The sequence below is a fragment of the Pseudomonas sp. M5A4_2d genome, assembly GCF_053345295.1.
In genome coordinates this window covers 70323-89379 of record NZ_JBKEZW010000001.1, presented here as the reverse complement: position 1 = coordinate 89379, position 19057 = coordinate 70323, and the positions used below count along the sequence as shown (strand labels likewise).

At 59.9% G+C, this 19057-nt stretch carries 16 protein-coding genes; 3 read left to right on the top strand and 13 right to left on the bottom strand.

The features are described 5' to 3' along the window. Positions 1-19 precede the first annotated feature (19 nt). The 3 genes from ACLBW8_RS00420 to ACLBW8_RS00410 all read right to left on the bottom strand — a co-directional run bounded on the left by ACLBW8_RS00420 (position 20) and on the right by ACLBW8_RS00410 (position 3070). Positions 20-610, bottom strand: a complete 591-nt coding sequence (locus ACLBW8_RS00420; RefSeq protein ID WP_447804294.1) for a nucleotidyltransferase family protein — start codon at positions 608-610, stop codon at positions 20-22. Then, positions 607-1593 carry an XdhC family protein gene (locus ACLBW8_RS00415; RefSeq protein WP_447804293.1) on the bottom strand — a complete coding sequence of 329 codons (987 nt, stop codon included), beginning with the start codon at positions 1591-1593 and terminating at the stop codon, positions 607-609. Before ACLBW8_RS00415 ends, ACLBW8_RS00420 begins: the two co-directional genes overlap by 4 nt. A 142-nt stretch (positions 1594-1735) precedes the next feature. Continuing rightward, positions 1736-3070: a dicarboxylate/amino acid:cation symporter gene (locus tag ACLBW8_RS00410; RefSeq protein WP_064453764.1), complete on the bottom strand. Its 1335-nt coding sequence runs from the start codon at positions 3068-3070 to the stop codon at positions 1736-1738. 343 nt (positions 3071-3413) lie between these two features. On the opposite strand from ACLBW8_RS00410, the gene ACLBW8_RS00405 reads away from it, so the two are divergent. Further along, a complete protein-coding gene (locus ACLBW8_RS00405; protein WP_447804292.1) occupies positions 3414-4412 on the top strand; it encodes an AraC family transcriptional regulator in 999 nt (332 codons plus the stop codon). A gap of 601 nt (positions 4413-5013) precedes the next feature. Here the strand turns inward: ACLBW8_RS00405 and ACLBW8_RS00400 are convergent. Genes ACLBW8_RS00400 through ACLBW8_RS00390 form a run of 3 tightly spaced genes read right to left on the bottom strand, consistent with a single transcriptional unit; the run spans position 5014 to position 7361 of the window. Further along, positions 5014-6360 (bottom strand): ATP-binding protein, encoded by a 1347-nt coding sequence (locus ACLBW8_RS00400; protein WP_064453766.1) that lies wholly within the window; start codon positions 6358-6360, stop codon positions 5014-5016. Beyond that, the gene (locus tag ACLBW8_RS00395; protein WP_017138377.1) at positions 6357-7034 is read right to left on the bottom strand and encodes a response regulator; all 678 of its coding nucleotides are present in this window, start codon (positions 7032-7034) and stop codon (positions 6357-6359) included. The genes ACLBW8_RS00400 and ACLBW8_RS00395 overlap by 4 nt, the downstream gene beginning before the upstream one ends. Before the next feature lie 18 nt (positions 7035-7052). Continuing rightward, positions 7053-7361, bottom strand: a complete 309-nt coding sequence (locus ACLBW8_RS00390) for a hypothetical protein (protein WP_221295484.1) — start codon at positions 7359-7361, stop codon at positions 7053-7055. Between the two features lie 136 nt (positions 7362-7497). Here ACLBW8_RS00390 and ACLBW8_RS00385 point away from each other — a divergent pair, with 136 nt between their 5' ends. Further along, positions 7498-8214, top strand: a complete 717-nt coding sequence (locus ACLBW8_RS00385) for a 4'-phosphopantetheinyl transferase family protein (RefSeq protein ID WP_128588407.1) — start codon at positions 7498-7500, stop codon at positions 8212-8214. Between the two features lie 81 nt (positions 8215-8295). On the opposite strand, the gene ACLBW8_RS00380 is transcribed toward ACLBW8_RS00385, so the two are convergent. Both ACLBW8_RS00380 and ACLBW8_RS00375 read right to left on the bottom strand, forming a co-directional pair. Beyond that, complete coding sequence (locus ACLBW8_RS00380; protein WP_447804291.1) at positions 8296-9906, bottom strand: ATP-binding protein; 1611 nt, start codon at positions 9904-9906, stop codon at positions 8296-8298. Beyond that, positions 9903-10628 carry a response regulator gene (locus ACLBW8_RS00375; protein ID WP_064453770.1) on the bottom strand — a complete coding sequence of 242 codons (726 nt, stop codon included), beginning with the start codon at positions 10626-10628 and terminating at the stop codon, positions 9903-9905. Before ACLBW8_RS00375 ends, ACLBW8_RS00380 begins: the two co-directional genes overlap by 4 nt. 858 nt (positions 10629-11486) lie before the next feature. Between ACLBW8_RS00375 and ACLBW8_RS00370 the strand changes: the two genes are divergently transcribed. After that, positions 11487-14381 (top strand): ribonucleoside-diphosphate reductase subunit alpha, encoded by a 2895-nt coding sequence (locus ACLBW8_RS00370; protein ID WP_064453771.1) that lies wholly within the window; start codon positions 11487-11489, stop codon positions 14379-14381. A 98-nt stretch (positions 14382-14479) separates the two neighbouring features. Here ACLBW8_RS00370 and ACLBW8_RS00365 read toward each other — a convergent pair whose 3' ends face one another. The 5 genes from ACLBW8_RS00365 to flgB all read right to left on the bottom strand — a co-directional run bounded on the left by ACLBW8_RS00365 (position 14480) and on the right by flgB (position 18745). Beyond that, positions 14480-15595 carry a hypothetical protein gene (locus ACLBW8_RS00365; protein ID WP_447804290.1) on the bottom strand — a complete coding sequence of 372 codons (1116 nt, stop codon included), beginning with the start codon at positions 15593-15595 and terminating at the stop codon, positions 14480-14482. Positions 15596-15791: 196 nt separating this feature from the next. After that, the gene (flgE, locus tag ACLBW8_RS00360; protein ID WP_064453773.1) at positions 15792-17102 is read right to left on the bottom strand and encodes a flagellar hook protein FlgE; all 1311 of its coding nucleotides are present in this window, start codon (positions 17100-17102) and stop codon (positions 15792-15794) included. Between the two features lie 31 nt (positions 17103-17133). After that, positions 17134-17865 carry a flagellar hook assembly protein FlgD gene (flgD, locus tag ACLBW8_RS00355; protein WP_064453774.1) on the bottom strand — a complete coding sequence of 244 codons (732 nt, stop codon included), beginning with the start codon at positions 17863-17865 and terminating at the stop codon, positions 17134-17136. 16 nt (positions 17866-17881) lie between these two features. Then, positions 17882-18334: a flagellar basal body rod protein FlgC gene (flgC, locus tag ACLBW8_RS00350; RefSeq protein ID WP_064453775.1), complete on the bottom strand. Its 453-nt coding sequence runs from the start codon at positions 18332-18334 to the stop codon at positions 17882-17884. A gap of 3 nt (positions 18335-18337) precedes the next feature. Then, positions 18338-18745 (bottom strand): flagellar basal body rod protein FlgB, encoded by a 408-nt coding sequence (gene flgB, locus ACLBW8_RS00345; protein WP_003214246.1) that lies wholly within the window; start codon positions 18743-18745, stop codon positions 18338-18340. Positions 18746-19057 lie beyond the last annotated feature (312 nt).

Sequence of the window (19057 nt, the reverse complement as noted above, 5' to 3'; positions counted from 1 at the left end):
GAGATGCCCGCCCCCGCGTTTAGTCCGCGCTGAAACTCAACCTGTGCGGCAGATCCACATCCCAAAGCACGCCACGGTCATGCACCTGAACCTCCACAACCTTCGCGCCGGCCAATAACGGCTTGGCGCCACGGTCACCGACCAGTGCCATCAAGCCCGGCCCAAACGCACGATCAAACGCCACCGGATGCCCATATTCACCCGCATGTACGGGCACGCTGATGCCACTCTCCTCCAGCGCGTCAATCACCCGCTCGATACTCGAGGACTGAATAAACGGCATATCCCCCAACACCACGAGCCAACCCTCCGCTGAACCGCTGGCCGCAACGGCTGCCGCGAGACTGTCACCCATGCCGGCCGAGTGCAGCAGCAACACGTCGCAGCCATGGGCCTGCGCCAGGCGAATCACCTCCAGGCGATCCGGCGAGGTCACGACCCAGCGCTTCACCACGTGCTCAGGCAAATTCACCAGCACCTGTTCGATCACCGGCCGTGTCACGCCATCGCGCCCCAAGCAATCAGCCAGCAATTTATCCTGATCCGCGCCCGCCTCAGCCCGAAAACGACTTCCCTGCCCGGCCGCCAGCACAATCGCTGTGACCGTCATTCAACCGCCATTGGCAGTGGCTTTTTTTGCACTGGCGCCACGCCATTCTTGATCGCGACAATTTCCGCCATCAACGACAACGCAATCTCCGACGGCGTATGGCTGCCGATATGCAAACCGATCGGCCCATGCAATCGTGCGATCGCCTCCGGCGACAAGCCCAGCGCAGCCAGGTACTCGCGGCGCTTTTGGCTATTAAGCCGCGAACCGAGCGCGCCGATATAGAACGCACTGGAATTCAACGCCGTCAGCAACGCCATGTCGTCCAACCGCGGATCGTGGGTCAGGCAGACGATGGCCGTGCGCTCGTCGGTCTGGATATTCAGCACCGCCTCATCGGGCATGCCTGGCACAAAACGGCCATGTTGCTCTTCCCAACCGTGGACGAACTCTTCGCGCGGGTCGCAGATCAGCACTTCGAAATCCAGCAACCGCGCCATTTCCGCCACATAACGCGACAGTTGCCCCGCACCGATCAACAACAAGCGCCAGCGTGGGCCGTAGATGGCGCGTAAGCGTTCGCCATCGAAGGTCACCGCATCTGTCTTGCTCGCAGCACTCAAGCTCACCATGCCGGTGGCCAGGTCCAGCTCTCGGGCGACGACTTCATGCGCCTCGCAACGCTCCAGCAGTTCAGCGACCCAACGCCAGTCGTCCACGCGCTCTTCCGTCAGGCGCAACGTACCGCCACAAGGCAGGCCAAAACGCGCCGCCTCATCGCGGGTAACGCCGTAGGTCACCAACTGTACCGGCGGGCCGTCATCCACCAATCGGCCATCCTGCAACCGCGCGATCAAGTCATCCTCGATGCAGCCGCCGGACACCGACCCGATTACCACACCATCGCCGCGCAAGGCCAACATCGCCCCCGGTGGGCGCGGCGCACTGCCCCAGGTCTGGACCACGCTATACAACACTACTCGCTGCCCGGCGCGGCGCCATTGGAGCACGCTGCGCAGGACATTCAGATCCACGCTATCCATCCAACCTCCGCCGCGTTATTGATGACGTATTGATTGACTGTAAAGCAAAAGATTCCAAAAGTGGCCGGGCACAAACGCAAACGCCCCGAACAAGTCGGGGCGTTTGCGAGTGGCTTCGGCGTCAGTTCACGCCATCAGCCTGTTACTTTACAGCAGCAGGGGCAGGACCTTCGGCCACACCCAGGTCATCTTCCGGACGGGTGTCGGAGATGCCGGTACCGCCGGACGCCAACTCGCTGTGCAGCTTGTCGGTGTCCAGTTCCTTGACCCACTTGGCCACAACGAGGGTGGCAACGGCGTTACCCACCAGGTTGGTCAGTGCGCGGGCTTCAGACATGAAGCGGTCGATACCCAGGATCAGCGCCAGGCCGGCAACCGGCAGGTGACCAACGGCCGACAGGGTCGCAGCCAGCACGATGAAGCCGCTACCGGTCACGCCTGCAGCGCCTTTGGAGGACAGCAGCAGCACCAGCAGCAGGGTGATCTGGTGGGTGATGTCCATGTGGGTGTCGGTCGCCTGGGCGATGAACACGGCAGCCATGGTCAGGTAGATCGAAGTACCGTCGAGGTTGAAGGAGTAGCCAGTCGGAATCACCAGGCCTACTACGGATTTCTTCGCGCCCAGACGCTCCATCTTGATCAGCATGCGTGGCAGTGCGGATTCGGAGGAGGAAGTGCCCAGTACGATCAACAGTTCTTCACGGATGTAGCGAACCAGCTTCAACACGCTGAAACCGTGCGCGCGGCAGATGGCGCCCAGCACCACAACCACGAACAGAATGCAGGTGATGTAGAAGCAGATCATCAACTGGCCCAGTTGCACCAGGGAACCTACACCGTAGGCGCCGATGGTGAACGCCATGGCGCCCAGGGCACCGAGTGGCGCGAGCTTCATGATCATGTTGATGATGTTGAACATCACGTGGGCGAAGCGATCAATGAAATCCAGCACCGGCTTGCCGTACGCACCCAGGCGATGCAGGGCAAAACCGAAGATGACCGAGAACATCAGCACTTGCAGGATGTCGCCGTTGGCGAAGGCGCCGACGATGGTGTTCGGGATCACATTGAGGATGAAGCCAACCACGCTCTGGTCTGCACCGGCAGTCACGTAGGCAGCGACTTTGGACGCATCCAGGGTAGCGACGTCGATGTGCATGCCGGCGCCCGGCTGCACAACGTTGACCACGACCAAGCCGATCAGCAGGGCGATAGTGGAAACAACTTCGAAGTAGAGCAGCGCGTAGCCGCCGGTTTTGCCGACCGATTTCATGCTTTGCATGCCAGCGATGCCGCTGACAACGGTGCAGAAGATGATAGGGGCGATGACCATTTTGATCAGCTTGATGAAGCCGTCACCCAGTGGCTTGAGGGCCACACCGGTCTGCGGGTAGAAGTGACCGAGCAAAATACCGATAACGATTGCAACGATCACCTGGAAATACAGGGATTTGTACAGTGGCTGACGAGTCGTCATTGCAAAGTTCCTCAATCGCACCGTGTGGCAAATATCCGCCATGCCCACGACACTTGAATTGCGAACCCTCCTGCACTGGAGGGATTTGTTGTTTGCGAGGCCTGGTCTGTAGGAACAAGCCTGCGCTGTAATCTTTATCGCAAACGCCGTGCCACTTTGCTCAAAATCCCTGAAGGCCTTTAGACATCAGGGCCGGGGGTTTACGTGGGCCCACAGGGGCCACGGGCAACATGGCGGAAATCCGCCCACTCACCCCATCCCGTCCTACAATTTGGCGGATATCCGCCTTGTCGCCCCTCTCGGTGATGACTAACATCCGTCACTCCATGGACGAGGCCCTCACATGCGTGAACGTACCATCGCCAGCCACTACGCCCGAGCCGCCCTCGGCGGTGCGCGCCGGGCGGGTTACGACTATTCGGGTTTGTTGCTCCAGATAGGCATTACCCCGGAGTTGCTCACCGAGCCCCGCGCCCGCATCGCCCCGGAACAATTCACCCGGCTGCTGCAAATGCTGTGGCTGGCGCTTGATGACGAATACCTGGGGTTTGCCGAAGGCCCGAGTAAGCGCGGCACCTTCGCCATGATGTGCCACGCGCTGATTCATTGCCGCACCCTGGAGAAGGCTCTGGAACGCGGCTTATTATTTTATAGCCTATTCCCACAGGGTCCGCGCTGGCAGCTGACAAAAGAAGGCGACATGGCCCGCTTGAGCCTGGACGATTCGCAGCTGTGGGACCCGGATCACTTCCTCACTGAATGCCTATTGGTGATCTGGCATCGCTTGGGCAGTTGGTTGATCGGCCAGCGCATCCGGCTGCATCAGGCAACATTCAGCTACGCGATGCCGGCGCATGCCGGCGAATATGACCTGCTCTTCCCCTGCCCTCAGGTGTTCGGTGCGCCGCACAGCAGCCTGGTATTTCCCAGTCGCTACCTGAGCCTGCCGCTGCTGCAGGACGAGCGGACCCTCAAGCACTTTCTTGAGCATTCCCCCGCCGACCTGCTGTCCCGGCCGGATGAAGGCGACAGCCTGAGCAGCCAGTTACGCCGCTTGCTCAGCCGCGACCGCAGCCCTTGGCCAGACCTTGAAGCCGTCGCGCAGCACCTGCACATCAGTGTGCAGACCCTGCGCCGGCATTTGCGTGAAGAAGGCACCAGCTTTCAAGCGCTCAAGGATGAGTTGCGGCGAGACATCGCCATCTACCATTTGGGGCGAGCAAATTTGTCTTTGCAGGAGATCGCCGAGCAGTTGGGTTTTTCCGAACCGTCGGCGTTTCATCGGGCGTTCAAGAAGTGGACGGGACTGACGCCGGGGGCGTATCGGGCGCAAGAGAGTTAGAGGGGGTTACCTGGGTGGGCCTCATCGCGGCATAGGTATCTACACATCTTTTTTTACGGGTTGAGTGCTGTGGTTGTCGGGGGGTGCTGAGTACATATCCGTTGCTGCGGTAACGGCTGACATGGGTTCCGCCCTTACGGCGGGTCACTTTTGGAAAAGAGCCCCAAAAGTAACCAAAAGGTCTTTGCCCCACCACTCGGCACCTCGCCTAGGCTCGGTGTGCCCTCACGCAGGCTTTGGACCGTGGGCCGCCGCCATGGGCCATCCTTGGCCCATCGCGGCGGCCCACGGATTCAAGCCGGAGTGAGGGCATGCCGAGCCTGGGCGAGGCACCGAGTGGTGGGGCAAAGACCTTTTGGTTACTTTTGGGGCGTTTGCCAAAAGTGACCCGCCGTAAGGGCGGAACCCTAAGCCGCCGTTACCGCAGCAACGGATATGTACTCAATCTACCTAACCCCCTCAAAGTCTTAAAGCGACACAAAGAGTTGCGTAGATACCTATGCTCATCGCGGGCAAGCCCGGCTCCCACCTTTGATGCGTGCATACATTCAAAATGTGGGCGCTGGCTTGCCTACGATGAGGCCGATACAGCCACTGCACATCAAACAGCCGGGAAGTGAATCTTGAACGCCGCACCACCCAATGGCGAATCCCCAAGGGTCAGGCGCGCGCTATAGCTTTCGATGATGTCCTTGACCACCGCCAGGCCGATCCCCTGCCCCGGGTGCTGGCGGTCCAGCCGTTCACCCCTTTGCAGAATCCGCGCACGCTGATCGGGCGGTACGCCTGGGCCGTCATCTTCAATGCACAGCTCGATACCTTCGAGATTCTCCACCAGGCTGATGCGCACTTCGCTCAGGCACAGGCGATAAGCGTTTTCCAGCAGGTTGCCGAGCATTTCGAGCAAGGCGCCCTTCTCGATCGGTACATCGCACTCGGGCGGCAAGTCAAAAGACACGGTGACGCGCTTGTCGCGGTAAACCTTATCCAGGGTGTCACACAGGCTTTGCAACACCGGCTCGATACGTACCTGGTGACGCACCAGGCCACTTTTGCGCAAGCTGGCGCGCTGCAGTTGATAGCCAATCTGTTGGCTCATGCGTTCGATCTGCGATTGCAATACCCAGGCCTGACCGCGTTCTTCCGGCCGCTGGGCCATGTCTTCGCTCACACCCTGCAACACGGCCAGCGGGGTTTTCAGGCTGTGGGCCAAATCGTCGAGGGAGTCGCGGTAACGCGCACGTTGCTCACGCTCGCTGTGCAGCAAACGGTTGAGGGAGCCGGTCAGACGCAGCAGTTCACGGGGGTGTTCTTCGGTAAGGCTTTCGCGGGTGCCGCCTTCGATCTGGTCAAGTTCCTGACTCAGGCGCCGCAGGGCTTGCAAGCCCCAGGTCAGCCCCAGCCACAGCAGGGTCAGCAATACGAGCAAGGCCGCGCCAAACCCGAGGTAGAGGTTTTCCTGCAGGCCTTCCAGGGTCAGCTGGTATTCGCGCACCGGTTGCAACGCCACGATACTGAACGCCGCGCTCTTGCCGCCCAGCAGCTTGACCTCGACGTCATACACGAAGAACTCTTGGCCACTGGCCTCGCGAATACGCGCAAACTCGTTGCCGCGCCCGTCATAGCGCGGCTTGTAGTTGATGTTTTCTTCCTGGGTCGCCCGTGAGCGCCAGACCAGATGACCTTCTCGGTCGTAGATATAACCGAGCAGGCGGCTGTCAGTGAGGTTGAAGCGTTCGTCCGGCAACTGCGCCGGCATCAGCAAGCGGTTGTTTTCGACCCGCGCGGCGGATATCAGGGTGGTGACGTCCGACGCCAGGCGCTGCTCGATGGAATCCTGCAGCGCCAGGCTGAACGCGCCTTGCATGGCGGGCAACAAGCCCAGCATAAACAGCACGGCCAGGGTGGTGGCCGCGAGCATCAAGCGCACACGTAACGAGCGAATCAACGGCAGCGCTCATTGAACAGGTAGCCCAGGCCGCGCACGGTGTCGATCGGCTTGAACCCGGCCGGGCCTTCCAGCTTGCGGCGCAGGCGCCCGACCAGCACTTCGATCACATTCGGATCACGCTCGTCGTCATCGGGGTAGAGCTGCTCCATCAAGCGGTCCTTGGCCACCACCTGCTGATGGTGACGCATCAAGTATTCGAGAATCCGATACTCGTAGGCGGTCAGCGCCAGCGGTTGCTCATCCAGAGAGGCTTGCTTGCGATTGAGGTCCAGCAGCAGCGGCCCGGCGACGATGGTCGACTGGGTAAACCCGCTGGAGCGGCGCAGCAAGGCGTTCATCCGCGCTTCCAGCTCTTCGAACTGGAACGGCTTGACCACGTAATCGTCGGCGCCGGCGGCCAGGCCCTCGACCTTGTCCTGCCAGTTGCCGCGCGCGGTGAGGATCAGGATCGGGAAGGTCTTGGCCTGGCTGCGCAGTTGGCGGATCAGGTCCAGGCCGCCCATGCCGGGCAGGCCCAGGTCGATAATCGCCAGGTCGTGGTTGAATTGCCCGGTCTGGTACAGGGCTTCCTCGGCATTGGCCACGGCTTCGACCACATGACCACTGTCGGTCAGGCGGGTGAACAGGTGATGACGCAGCAGCGCCTCATCTTCCACGACCAGCAATTTCATAAGGCTCTCCAAGGCGATTCAACTGTCCGACAGGGGAATATCATAGCGGCCCTGCAAGTCTTGCGGGCGCAGTTTAATGCCATTGTATTGGCCCGTCAGGTGTTCGTAGCCGGTGCGATAGGCGGGCTGAGGCGTGACTTGCCCCAGCGACTGCCCCCACGGCGCGGCCTGACTGCCCGCATCGTCGAAGCTGACACGCTGGATCAGGTTGCTGGATTTTTTGGTTTTTTCGCTACCAAATGCCGCAAATGCGCCGTCCGAAGCCTGGACCCCGGCCGTAGCACTGAGCATGGTTAACGCCAACATCAGCTTTTTGATCGCAGTCATGGTGCTTACCTCTACGCGTTTGGCTGTTGAAGCCAGACTACGCAGGCGCCCCTGAACTCCCCCTGAACGGGCTCTGAACCTGGCCTGAATCGTTGCGGGCTATCCACTGGCGTGGCAACTCGGCAAAATACCGCACATGACGCCCCTACCCGCTTGCTGTACCCCACTCGATGCCCACTGGCCGCTGCCCGTTCCGTTACCGGGCACGGTGTTTCTCAGCACTCGATTCGACCCGGCCTTACTGATCGCCGACGACTTCCAGCGCAGTGCCGTGCCGCCGCCGGCGAGCATCCAGCGCTCGGTGGCCAAGCGTCAGGCAGAATTCCTCGCCGGCCGCGTGTGCGCCCGCGCGGCGTTGCAACAGCTTGATCAGCTCGATTGCGTGCCGGCCATCGGCGAAGACCGGGCGCCGGTGTGGCCCGGGCATATCAGCGGCTCGATCACCCACAGCACCGGTCATGCGGCGGCGATTGTCGCGCACAAGGCGCAATGGCGCGGGCTGGGGATGGACCTGGAGAATGTGCTGACGCTGGAACGGGCGGAGCGCCTGGCCGGGGAAATTCTCACTGCCGATGAATTACAGCGCATGGCCGCCTTGCCCCGCGAGCAGATCGCCTTGCTGGTGACGCTGACGTTCTCGGTCAAGGAAAGCCTGTTCAAGGCGCTCTACCCGATCGTGCAAAAGCGCTTCTACTTTGAGCATGCCGAGGTGTTGGAGTGGTCGGCGGCTGGGTATGTGCGGCTGCGGTTGCTGACGGATTTGTCTGCACAGTGGTGCCATGGCACGGAGTTGGAGGGGCAGTTTGTGGTGGACGGGGAGCAGTTGTTGAGCCTGGTCGCTATCAGCGCCTGATAGATAGCTGTCGCAGGCAAGCCAGCGCCCACAGGGGAATGCATTCCAACTGTGGGAGCGGGCTTGCCCGCGATAGCAGTGTCAGGGTTTATCCTGATCCCGCGGCCAACTCAGGCTAAAGCATGCCCCGCCCAAATTATTGCTCTTGCTGATCAACGCGCGCCCGCCGTGCCAATAGATAATCCGTCGCACAATCGACAACCCCAGGCCATGCCCGCCCGACGCACGGGTGCGGCTGTCGTCCAGACGCAGGAATGGCGTAAAGATCCGCTCCCAGGCGCTTTCCGGCACGCCAGGCCCGTCGTCTTCCACATCGATGCGACAACGCACCTGGCCCACCTGATAGCTGATCAACACCTGGCCCTGGGCATGGCGCATGGCGTTGCTCACCAGATTTTGCAGGGCCCGGTGCAAGTAGCGCGGCTCGGCGTCGACCCAGGCGTCATCCCAATGTGCCGAAGACAGGCAGATGCCTCGGGCTACGCTGACCTGCGGGCGCAGTGGCGATAATTCGCCGATCACCTGATCCAGTAACGCATTGAGGTCGACCCGCTGGAAATTCAGCGCCGGTGCGCCTTGCTCCAGGCGTGCGTAGGTGAGCATTTCGTCCACCAGGCCGTCCAAGTCCTGGATGTCGCTGTCCATGCCTTCCAGATATTTGCGCCGCGCCTCAGGGGTGGCGGCGTCGCCGATCATCTCCAGACCAAAGCGCAGGCGTGCCACCGGGGTGCGCAGCTCGTGGGAGACCGCGCGCACCAGTTCGCGCTGGATCGCCAGCAATTGCTGCAAGTGCTCGGCCATGCCATTAAAGGCAGCCGCCAAGCGCCCCACCGAGTCGGCACCCCGAGCCGGTACGCGAACCTCGAGGTTACCTTTGGCAATGCGGGTGGCCGCCGCCTCCAGGCCTTTGAGGCGTCGCTCAAGCTGACGCACCAGTAAATAGACGATCAAACCAATCAGGGTCAGGCTGATCAGCGCGATCAGGATCAGCCATTGCGGCGGGTAAGGGCTCATTTGATACAGCGGGCCGATTTCCAGTACCCACGGCGTACCGACCATGCCGGCAAACACACGGATTGAATCGCCGCCCTTGCCCAAGGCCATCACCGTATCGCCTTCCGACACTCGACGCCGCTGGTCGTCGTCCATGTCCGCCGCATCCAGGGTCATTAGGTGCATGTCAAAACCAAAACCCTTGGCTTCCTTGATATCTGCCAGTTTCTGCGGCTGCTCGGCGACCGGGAAGCGCACCAGTTCGTCCGCCAGCAGGTAAATAGTCGCACGGGCCAGTTGTTCGCTGATCTGCTGGACTTCGCCGGTGAGTACCAGTTGCGACTGCTCACTGACCAGACGCAGCACGCGCGCCGCATGCGGCCCGGTCTGCTCTACCAGTACCTGGCCGCGTTGCAGGCGAGTGCGTTGGCCCAGGTCCAACTGCGTATCGGCCAGCGGGCGCAATTCCAGAGGGATGCCCAACAAACGCTCCCACACCGCCAGGGCGCGCTGGCGCTCGATCGGGCTCATGGGCTGCAGGTTGTCGCCCATCAGCGCAAAAGTGCCGTGGGCCAGGCGCTCACGGTACTGGCCGCTGCGCACTTCATTGAGCAGGTGCAAGGCCAGCACGCCCAGCAACGCCACCAGCACCAGGGCCGCGCACATGCCGCCGTAGATGCGCAGAAAGATCGAGTTCACAGCGGCATATCGGCGGCGGCTTCGGGGACGAACAGGTAGCCCTTGCTGCGAATGGTCTTGATCAGCCGTGGATGGATCGGATCGTCGCCGATTTTCGGCCGAATGCGTGAGATACGCACGTCAATGGAGCGGTCCTGGCCGTCGTAGCCAATACCGCGCAAGGCGATAAAGATTTCTTCGCGCGACAGAATGCGCCCGGCATTGGCGACCAACAGCCACAACAGGTCGAACTCGGCGCTGGTCAACTCGATGCCGCCCTCGTGCAGCCAGGCTTCGCGCAGGGCGTTGTCCACCACCAATGGGCCAAATTGCAGGCGGCGCTGGTTTTCCACGGCAGCAGGTTCCGCGGGCTCGCTGCGCCGCAACAAGGCCTGGATACGTGCCAGCAACAAGCGCGGGCGCACGGGTTTACACACATAGTCGTCGGCGCCCATGTCCAGGCCAAGCACTTGGTCCATGTCGTCAGTGCGTGCGGTGAGCATCAAAATCACGCCGTCATAGCGCTCGCGGACTTTGCGGCAGATGCTCAGGCCATCTTCGCCGGGCAGCATCAGGTCGAGGATCACCAGGTCAGGCTGTTCGGCGATGATGCGTGCCGCAGCCTGGGCGCCATCGCTTTCTACCGACACCTGCAAGCCGTTGCTTTCCAGGTATTCACGGGTCAACTCGGCCAATCGCTCGTCGTCCTCGACAATCAATATTTGCCAGGCTTCTTGCTCCACGGGTGATCCTCGTCGCGTTAGAGAGAGTGGTCATGACAATGCGGTCGAATGTGGGAGCTGGCTTGCCGGCGATAGCATCAACGCGGTGTAACTGAATAGACCGCGATGATGCTATCGCGGGCAAGCCCGACTCCCACATTTTGAACTTCGCCAGCCGCACCTTATTTGTAATGTTTTCAGGGCATAACAGCGACTGTAAGTAGGCCGATTGTAGCCACGGGCCAGCCCTCCAGCACAAGCCGGGAAATCCATTCGGTGATCGCGTTTTTTTGTGATAGGGTTCGCGCCCCCAAAATTCCAATCGGCTGTTTTTACCTTGGAATATTCAGTGACAAACGGCGCAATCCAGCCGCACTGCGGCCTACACGGGCGTTCCATGTTTCATACACATTTTACCCACAGCGTTATCCACAGGTAGTGCGTTGCTAAGACCCCCAAAACGCATTATCTTGTACCTCGGCGCTAAAAAAACCCTACATGTAGGGTTTCAAGCGAAAAACCAAACACAGATCAGACAAGAAACTCAAGTGCTTTCTTGCTCCCGTTTGGTTGAACCAAAGCATTTTTTGAAAGCCCAAACCGCGCACGCGGATGGCAGCCGTTTTCCAGCCACAAGGGCGAAAAACGGTACGGGTGTTGCAGTGCTTGAAGCGAGCAACTGTCACCCAACAGGAATACGGCACAGGGTTCTTTAAAGGCCCGAGCCGAAGACTTCGGCATGGAAGCGGCGCGATGAGCTCCCTTCCTCCTGTCCCGAAGTTGTTATGCCAGGCCAAGGCCTGTTGTAAGTGCTTCAGGACGGAACGGTGGGCACCGTGATGGTGCCCAAATAAATATAGAATGTGGAGACAACCCCCCATGCAAACCGACACAACTCGCGAGAACCCGCAGGGCTCCGTGCCGCAGGCCGCTGATTCGAACCTGGATCTGTCCGCCACCGCACCTGGCCAATTGCGCGTGATCAAGCGTAACGGCACTGTCGTTCCTTACACCGATGACAAAATCACCGTCGCCATCACCAAAGCGTTTCTTGCAGTTGAAGGCGGCACCGCTGCTGCCTCGTCGCGCATCCACGACACCGTTGCCCGCCTGACCGAACAAGTCAGCGCAACCTTCAAGCGTCGCATGCCATCGGGCGGCACCATCCACATCGAAGAAATCCAGGACCAGGTCGAACTGGCCCTGATGCGTGCCGGCGAGCAGAAAGTGGCGCGCGACTACGTGATCTACCGTGACGCCCGTTCCAAGGAACGCGCTGTACGCACCCCGGCTGAAGAAGCTGCCGTACAAGCTCACCCGTCGATCCGTATCACCCTGGCTGACGGCACGTTTGCGCCGCTGGACCTGGGCCGCCTGAACACCATCATCACCGAGGCCTGTGAAGGCCTGGAAGAAGTCGACGGTGACCTGATCCAGCGCGAAACCCTGAAAAACCTGTACGACGGCGTGGCCCTGACCGACGTCAACACGGCGCTGGTGATGACCGCCCGCACCCTGGTTGAACGTGAGCCGAACTACTCGTTCGTGACCGCGCGCCTGCTGATGGACACCCTGCGTGCCGAAGGCCTGGGCTTCCTCGGCGTCGCCGACAGCGCTACCCACCACGAAATGGCCGACCTGTACGCCAAGGCTCTGCCTGCCTACATCGCCAAGGGTATTGAATTCGAATTGCTGAACCCGATCCTGGCCACCTTCGACCTGGAAAAACTCGGCAAGGCGATCAACCACGAGCGCGACCAGCAGTTCACCTACCTGGGCCTGCAAACCCTGTACGACCGTTACTTCATCCACAAGGACGGTATCCGCTTCGAACTGCCGCAAGTGTTCTTCATGCGCGTGGCCATGGGCCTGGCGATTGAAGAGAAGCACAAAGAAGACCGCGCCATCGAGTTCTACAACCTGTTGTCGTCCTTCGACTACATGTCGTCGACCCCGACCCTGTTCAACGCCGGCACCCTGCGTCCACAGCTGTCCAGCTGCTACCTGACCACCGTGCCGGATGACCTGTCGGGCATCTACCACGCGATCCACGACAACGCCATGTTGTCCAAATTCGCCGGCGGCCTGGGCAACGACTGGACCCCGGTACGTGCCCTGGGTTCGTACATCAAGGGCACCAACGGCAAGTCCCAGGGCGTTGTACCGTTCCTGAAAGTGGTGAACGACACCGCCGTAGCGGTCAACCAGGGCGGCAAGCGCAAAGGCGCTGTCTGTGCCTACCTGGAAACCTGGCACATGGACATTGAAGAGTTCATCGAGCTGCGCAAGAACACCGGTGATGATCGTCGTCGTACCCACGACATGAACACCGCCAACTGGATCCCGGACCTGTTCATGAAGCGTGTCTTCGATGACGGCCCGTGGACCCTGTTCTCGCCATCCGAAGTACCGGACCTGCACGACCTGACCGGCAAGGCCTTCGAAGAGCGTTACGAGTACTACGAGGCCCTGTCCCAGTACCCGGGCAAGATCAAGCTGTTCAAGACCATCCAGGCCAAAGACCTGTGGCGCAAAATGCTCTCCATGCTGTTTGAAACCGGCCACCCGTGGCTGACCTTCAAAGACCCGTGCAACCTGCGCAGCCCGCAGCAGCACGTGGGCGTGGTCCACAGCTCGAACCTGTGCACCGAGATCACCTTGAACACCAACAAGGACGAGATCGCCGTTTGCAACCTGGGCTCGATCAACCTGCCGAACCACATCACCAACGGCAAGCTGGACACCGCCAAGCTGGAACGTACCGTGAACACCGCCGTTCGCATGCTCGATAACGTTATCGACATCAACTACTACTCGGTGCCACAGGCGAAGAACTCCAACTTCAAGCACCGTCCGGTCGGGCTGGGCATCATGGGCTTCCAGGACGCGCTGTACCTGCAGCACATTCCTTACGGTTCCGACGCTGCTGTCGAGTTCGCCGACAAGTCGATGGAAGCGGTCAGCTACTACGCGATCCAGGCTTCCTGCGACCTGGCCGATGAGCGCGGTGCCTACGAGACGTTCCAGGGTTCGCTGTGGTCCAAAGGCATCCTGCCGCTGGATTCGCAACAGATCCTGATCGAGCAACGTGGCCAGAAGTACATCGACGTTGACCTGAACGAATCCCTGGACTGGGCACCGGTACGTGCCCGTGTGCAGAAAGGCATTCGTAACTCCAACATCATGGCCATCGCACCGACCGCCACCATCGCCAACATCACTGGCGTGTCGCAGTCGATCGAACCGACCTACCAGAACCTGTATGTGAAATCGAACCTGTCGGGCGAATTCACCGTGATCAACCCGTACCTGGTTCGCGACCTTAAAGCCCGCGACCTGTGGGACTCGGTCATGATCAACGACCTGAAGTACTACGACGGTTCCGTGCAGCAGATCGAACGCATCCCGCAAGAACTCAAAGAGCTCTACGCGACCGCCTTCGAAGTGGACACCAAGTGGATCGTTGACGCCGCCAGCCGTCGTCAGAAGTGGATCGACCAGGCTCAGTCGCTGAACCTGTACATCGCCGGCGCTTCGGGCAAGAAGCTGGACGTGACCTACCGCATGGCTTGGTACCGTGGCCTGAAAACCACTTACTACCTCCGTGCCCTGGCTGCGACCAGCACCGAGAAGTCGACCATCAACACCGGCAAGCTGAACGCTGTTTCCAGCGGCAACCACGGTGATGATTCGGTGCTTGCAGCACCGGCCGGCCCGGCACCTGTGCCGAAGGCTTGCGCGATTGATGAGCCGGATTGTGAAGCTTGCCAATAAGCTAAGCGAGTGAATAAAGCCCGTTAACCCTATAAGAGGTTAACGGGCTTTTTCGTTTTATTGCAGCGTGAAATGCCGCTTCACCTGCCGCTGTATAGCTATATAAATGCGTACGCCTCCCCGTGATCCTCCCGCTGAGGCCGACCGCCTCGCCCGCCCCATAGCTCTATCTGGCCGCCAATGACCGCCATCGAATGGCCGCCGTAGTTCACAACGCCCAACGCACCGCTGGCAAGCTCATCGCTCGTCGTCTGCCGGTACAGGCCTTTGAGGCCCAGACGATCCAGCCCCTCATTGGCGTGTTCACCGTCGTTCAAGCTCACCAACGCATCCATGTAGCTTCGGCGAGCGTTATGATCGTTACAGTAACCTTGCCCGTTATTACCTTCCATATGAGCCCGCATGGCGCTGGCGGCGTACATGAAGTTGGCGTCGGTCATCACGGCCGGATCGTCCCCCATGAACCGAGCCTGTTGTGCCGCCTGCTGTAATTGCCCCTTGCTCAAATGGAGCTGAAACCCGTCCCGCATCTGCACGTCATAGCCATCGCCTGACGCTTTCACGTCCTTGAAAACATCGGTGGGCTTCTGGCCGAACTTCATCATTGCGCTCTTTATGGCTGAAACAGTGACGCAGTTTCCGTCCGGCCCCTGTTTGAAACCACTCCAGATATTGCCGGTTTCTCTGCCCATACCCGGTTTTTTTGCAGGATTGCTATTGTCAGGCTTGTAGTCAGTGAAATTAGCCCCTTTGGTAAACGGCTTGTTACTCATGGACTCTACGGAGCCAAAATTCTCCGGGTTAACTCTACCGCCGCCACCACCGCCACCACCGCCCGGCGATGGTTTTGGAGAAGGCGCCGGAGACGGAATCGCCTCTTCCGGAAAAAGATCCGGAAACAGCCTCTTCATCCGCGTGAGCCAATCCTCAAATATTTCTTTTTTCAGCTGCTCGAGGATTTCTTTGAATTTTTCATCTCCGAGCGCTTTCCGCTGTTCATTCAGCTTGTCTCGCAGATCCTTGACGGTCTGGCTCTTGGACGTTTTCTCGGCATCATCAAGCTCTCTGAGAAGCTTACCGACAACATCCTTATTGGCATCTACGTCGTCCTTTTTGTCCTCAGAGCGGCTTACGCCCCCCAGGTGCTGCCCTGCCCCACCCACGTCATAACGCACACCCCCAGCCCCATGGCCGGGCACCGATGAATTCCACATACCAAGCCCCTTTTAACGACAGGATCCAACGCCTTTCGGCTTGATATGTGGAAAGAACGGTGTAGTCAGTTCCAATCAGCGCGTGTCATCTCTCGAACGGGCAGGTGGTGGGAAAAGGGCTAAATGCCAAATGACAGGCAAAAAAAACCCCTCGGCTGAGGGGCTTTCGCTTCGCTTGCGCGTCAGGGCTACAGCATCAGGTCATCTGAATGATGGTCTGCATGATGGTGCTCTGGGTGGAGATCGTCTTGGCGTTCGCCTGGTAGTTGCTCTGGGCCTTGATCAGGTCCACCAGCTCGTTGGTCAGGTTGACGTTGGAGTTCTCCAGCGATTTGGACACGATCGAACCCAGCGTACCGGCTTGCGGGGTGTCGTAACCCGGCTGGCCCGACGCGAAGGTTTCTTTCCAGGCCGTGCCGCCAGCCGGCTGCAGGCCCTGCTCGTTGTTGAAGCTGGCCAGGGAAAGCTGGCCGATGGCCTTGCTCTGCTGGTTGCTGAAGGTGGCGAACAGCACGCCGTTACCGTCAATGCTCAGGCCGGTGATCTGGCCGGTGGCGTAGCCATCGGTGACCGGCGGGTTGCGGTATGTGGCCGAGTTGTACTGGGTAATGTTGGCCATGTTAATGGCAATCCCGCCAGGGTTGGCGTTCGCACCGTTTTTGGTCCATACGCCGTTGGTCACGGTGCCCGGCACCCAACCGGTCAGCTGCAAGGTGGTGCTGGACGTAGTACCGGTGATAATCCCGGTGAGTTTGCCGGAACCGTCGAAGCTCAATGTCGATGCAACCGGAGGCGTCGAACCCGTGCCGGTAGGCGCCGAACCGTCAGGGTTACGACCATCGATCAGGGTGTAGGACTTCCAGGTGTTGGAATCCGTTTTGACCACGTACTGCACCATTGGGTGGGCGTTACCCTGGGTGTCATACAAAGTGGTGTTGTACTGGGTGCTGAAGGTGGTGGAATCGGTCGGATCAAACGGCTTGACCGTCTGGTCGATCACCGGCGACGAGGAATTCAGGTTACTGGTGGAATCCACCTTGCTGGAAGCCTTCGGCGGCAGGTTCGACAGGTTCAATTGCAGGTCGGTCAGCGCGCCTTTGACGATGTTGCCATCGCCGTCCGCCGCGTAGCCTTGCAGGCGCGAGGTGCCGGTGTTGTTGGTGATGTAGCCGTCTTTATCCGAGTGGAAGGCACCGTTGCGGGTGTATTCCAGCGAACCGTCGCTGCCCTTCTGCACAAAGAACCCGCCGCCCTGGATCGCCATGTCCAGCAGACCGCCGGTGTTGTTGACGTCGCCCTGGGTGAACTGCTGTGACACTGCCGCCAGGTTCACACCGCTGCCGACACTGTTCTGGCCGGTGCCCAGCTTGGACGCCGCGTAAATGTCCGAAAATTCCGCGCGGGACGATTTGAAACCGGTGGTCGCAACGTTGGCAATGTTGTTGCCGGTTACGTCCAGTTGTTTGTTGGCCGCATAGAGGCCGCTAAGGCCGATGTTAAAAGACATGTTTCTCTCCCTCTGCCGTATTTAGGCGGCTCTATGTACCGATAGTCTGGATTTGCGACAGCTTGACGCTGCCCATACCGCCTGCAAGGTTCAGCAGCATTTCGCCGCCGGTCTTGCTCAACGTCACGCTGGTCACCGTTGCCGGCAGCGACGTTAGCAGGGCAACCGCGTCGCCCTTGTCATTCTTGGTGCTGGCCGCGAAGGTGTAAGTCCCGGCTGGCGCGACCTCACCGTTGTCGTTCTTGCCGTCCCAGATAAAACTGGAATCGCCGGCGCTTTGGGCGCCCATGTCGATAGTGCGCACCGCATTGCCGTCCTTGTCGGTGATCTTGACGGAGACGTTGCCTGTCGCCGCCGTCACCGCCACCGAGCCGGTCATGCTCTTGCTGGTATCCACCATGGCCGTGTTGGTCTGGGTGATGATCGAACGCCCGACCAGCGACGACGCCTGCAGCGCTTGCGAAGAGCTGAAGTTGCTGGAGATCGCATTCACCGAGTCGTTCAGGGTGTTAATGCCTTCCAGGCTGCTGAACTGCGCCAGCTGCGCCACGAACGCACCGTTATCCTGAGGCGACAGCGGGTTCTGGTTTTTCAGCTGGGTCACCAGCAGTTGCAGGAACGCATCCTTGCCCAGCGCCTGGTTACCCGTGGCCGCCGAGGCAGCCGAGCTGAGGCTGCTGTTGTCCGTCGCGGTCTTGACCTTGGTGTTGAACAGGTCCTGAACCGCCGTGTTGGGTGTAGAAGTGGTATCAACGATGGCCATTATTTGGCGCCCCTTATCACTGACCCAGGGTCAGGACCTTCTGCATCATGGTTTTGGCGGTGTTCATCATTTCCGCGTTGGTCTGGAACGAGCGGCTGGCGGAAATCATATCGGCCATTTCCTCGACCACGTTGACGTTGGGGTAGTACACGTACCCCTTTTCGTTCGCGGCAGGGTGGTTAGGCTCGTAACGGGCTTCCAGGTTGCTCTGGTCTTCGACCACACCGAGTACCTGTACGCCCTGGCCTGCGGCATCCTGATTCTGGAACAGCGAATCGCCGCTACCGCTCTGGCTACCTTGGCCGCCCTGGAACATGGTGGCGAACACCGGGTGACGGGCGCGGTAAGTCTGATCAATGCTCGAAGACACGGTCTCGGCGTTGGCGATGTTACTGGCGACGGTGTTCAAACGCGTGGTCTGCGCGCTCATGCCACTGCCGGCAATATTGAAAACACTGGCTAGGGACATGGCTTACTCTCCACGCAGGGCTGACATCAGCCCTTTGAATTTGCTGTTGAGCAGGGTGAAGCTGGCCTGGAAGTTCACCGAGTTCTCGGCGTAGGCCGATTGCTCAAGTTGGGCATCGACGGTGTTCTGATCGATCGACGGTTGCATCGGCGTGCGATACAGCAACGACTCGTCACCATTGCCCAGGCCTTGCGCTTCAATATGACGGCTGTTGGTCATGTTCAAGGCAAAGGTGCCGTTCTTGGTCTTGTCCTGCTGTGCAGCGAGCACAGCGGAGAAGTCCAGGTCCCGAGCCTTGTAGTTCGGGGTATCGGCGTTGGCAATGTTGTTGGCCAGGACTTCAGCACGCTGGGCGCGGAAGCCCAGGGCTTGTTCGTGGATACCGAGCGCTTTATCGAAGCTGATGCTCATGGCGGAAACCCTTAGGCTGACCTGCTTTTCGTATCTGGGTTATAGCAAGGCGCATGCCAATTCGTTCAAAGCCCGTAATTCAAGGGTTTGCGAGGGGAGCGCCTGCGGCATTGCCAGAAAAGCGGCAACGAACTTCCGCGTGGCGCCAGGAAAGCGGCAACCGGGTTTGCCGCTTTTACGCAGTGGCGGCAAACGAGCATAAACACGGTGAGCCCGTTACCGGAAGTTCTTACCGTCCGTCTGCACTGTCATTTCTAACAGTTGTGAAGCACCGCTTCTTCGAAGCCTTATTGGAGCGGAAATCACTTCACT

Excerpts from the sequence above, each read along its gene's own strand:
- ACLBW8_RS00420 (WP_447804294.1), bottom strand. The coding sequence starts at position 610 with ATGACGGTCACAGCGATTGTGCTGGCGGCCGGGCAGGGAAGTCGTTTT.
- ACLBW8_RS00415 (WP_447804293.1), bottom strand. The coding sequence starts at position 1,593 with ATGGATAGCGTGGATCTGAATGTCCTGCGCAGCGTGCTCCAATGGCGC.
- ACLBW8_RS00410 (WP_064453764.1), bottom strand. The coding sequence starts at position 3,070 with ATGACGACTCGTCAGCCACTGTACAAATCCCTGTATTTCCAGGTGATC.
- ACLBW8_RS00405 (WP_447804292.1), top strand. The coding sequence starts at position 3,414 with ATGCGTGAACGTACCATCGCCAGCCACTACGCCCGAGCCGCCCTCGGC.
- ACLBW8_RS00395 (WP_017138377.1), bottom strand. The coding sequence starts at position 7,034 with ATGAAATTGCTGGTCGTGGAAGATGAGGCGCTGCTGCGTCATCACCTG.
- ACLBW8_RS00390 (WP_221295484.1), bottom strand. The coding sequence starts at position 7,361 with ATGACTGCGATCAAAAAGCTGATGTTGGCGTTAACCATGCTCAGTGCT.
- ACLBW8_RS00385 (WP_128588407.1), top strand. The coding sequence starts at position 7,498 with ATGACGCCCCTACCCGCTTGCTGTACCCCACTCGATGCCCACTGGCCG.
- ACLBW8_RS00370 (WP_064453771.1), top strand. The coding sequence starts at position 11,487 with ATGCAAACCGACACAACTCGCGAGAACCCGCAGGGCTCCGTGCCGCAG.
- ACLBW8_RS00365 (WP_447804290.1), bottom strand. The coding sequence starts at position 15,595 with ATGTGGAATTCATCGGTGCCCGGCCATGGGGCTGGGGGTGTGCGTTAT.
- flgE (WP_064453773.1), bottom strand. The coding sequence starts at position 17,102 with ATGTCTTTTAACATCGGCCTTAGCGGCCTCTATGCGGCCAACAAACAA.
- flgD (WP_064453774.1), bottom strand. The coding sequence starts at position 17,865 with ATGGCCATCGTTGATACCACTTCTACACCCAACACGGCGGTTCAGGAC.
- flgC (WP_064453775.1), bottom strand. The coding sequence starts at position 18,334 with ATGTCCCTAGCCAGTGTTTTCAATATTGCCGGCAGTGGCATGAGCGCG.
- flgB (WP_003214246.1), bottom strand. The coding sequence starts at position 18,745 with ATGAGCATCAGCTTCGATAAAGCGCTCGGTATCCACGAACAAGCCCTG.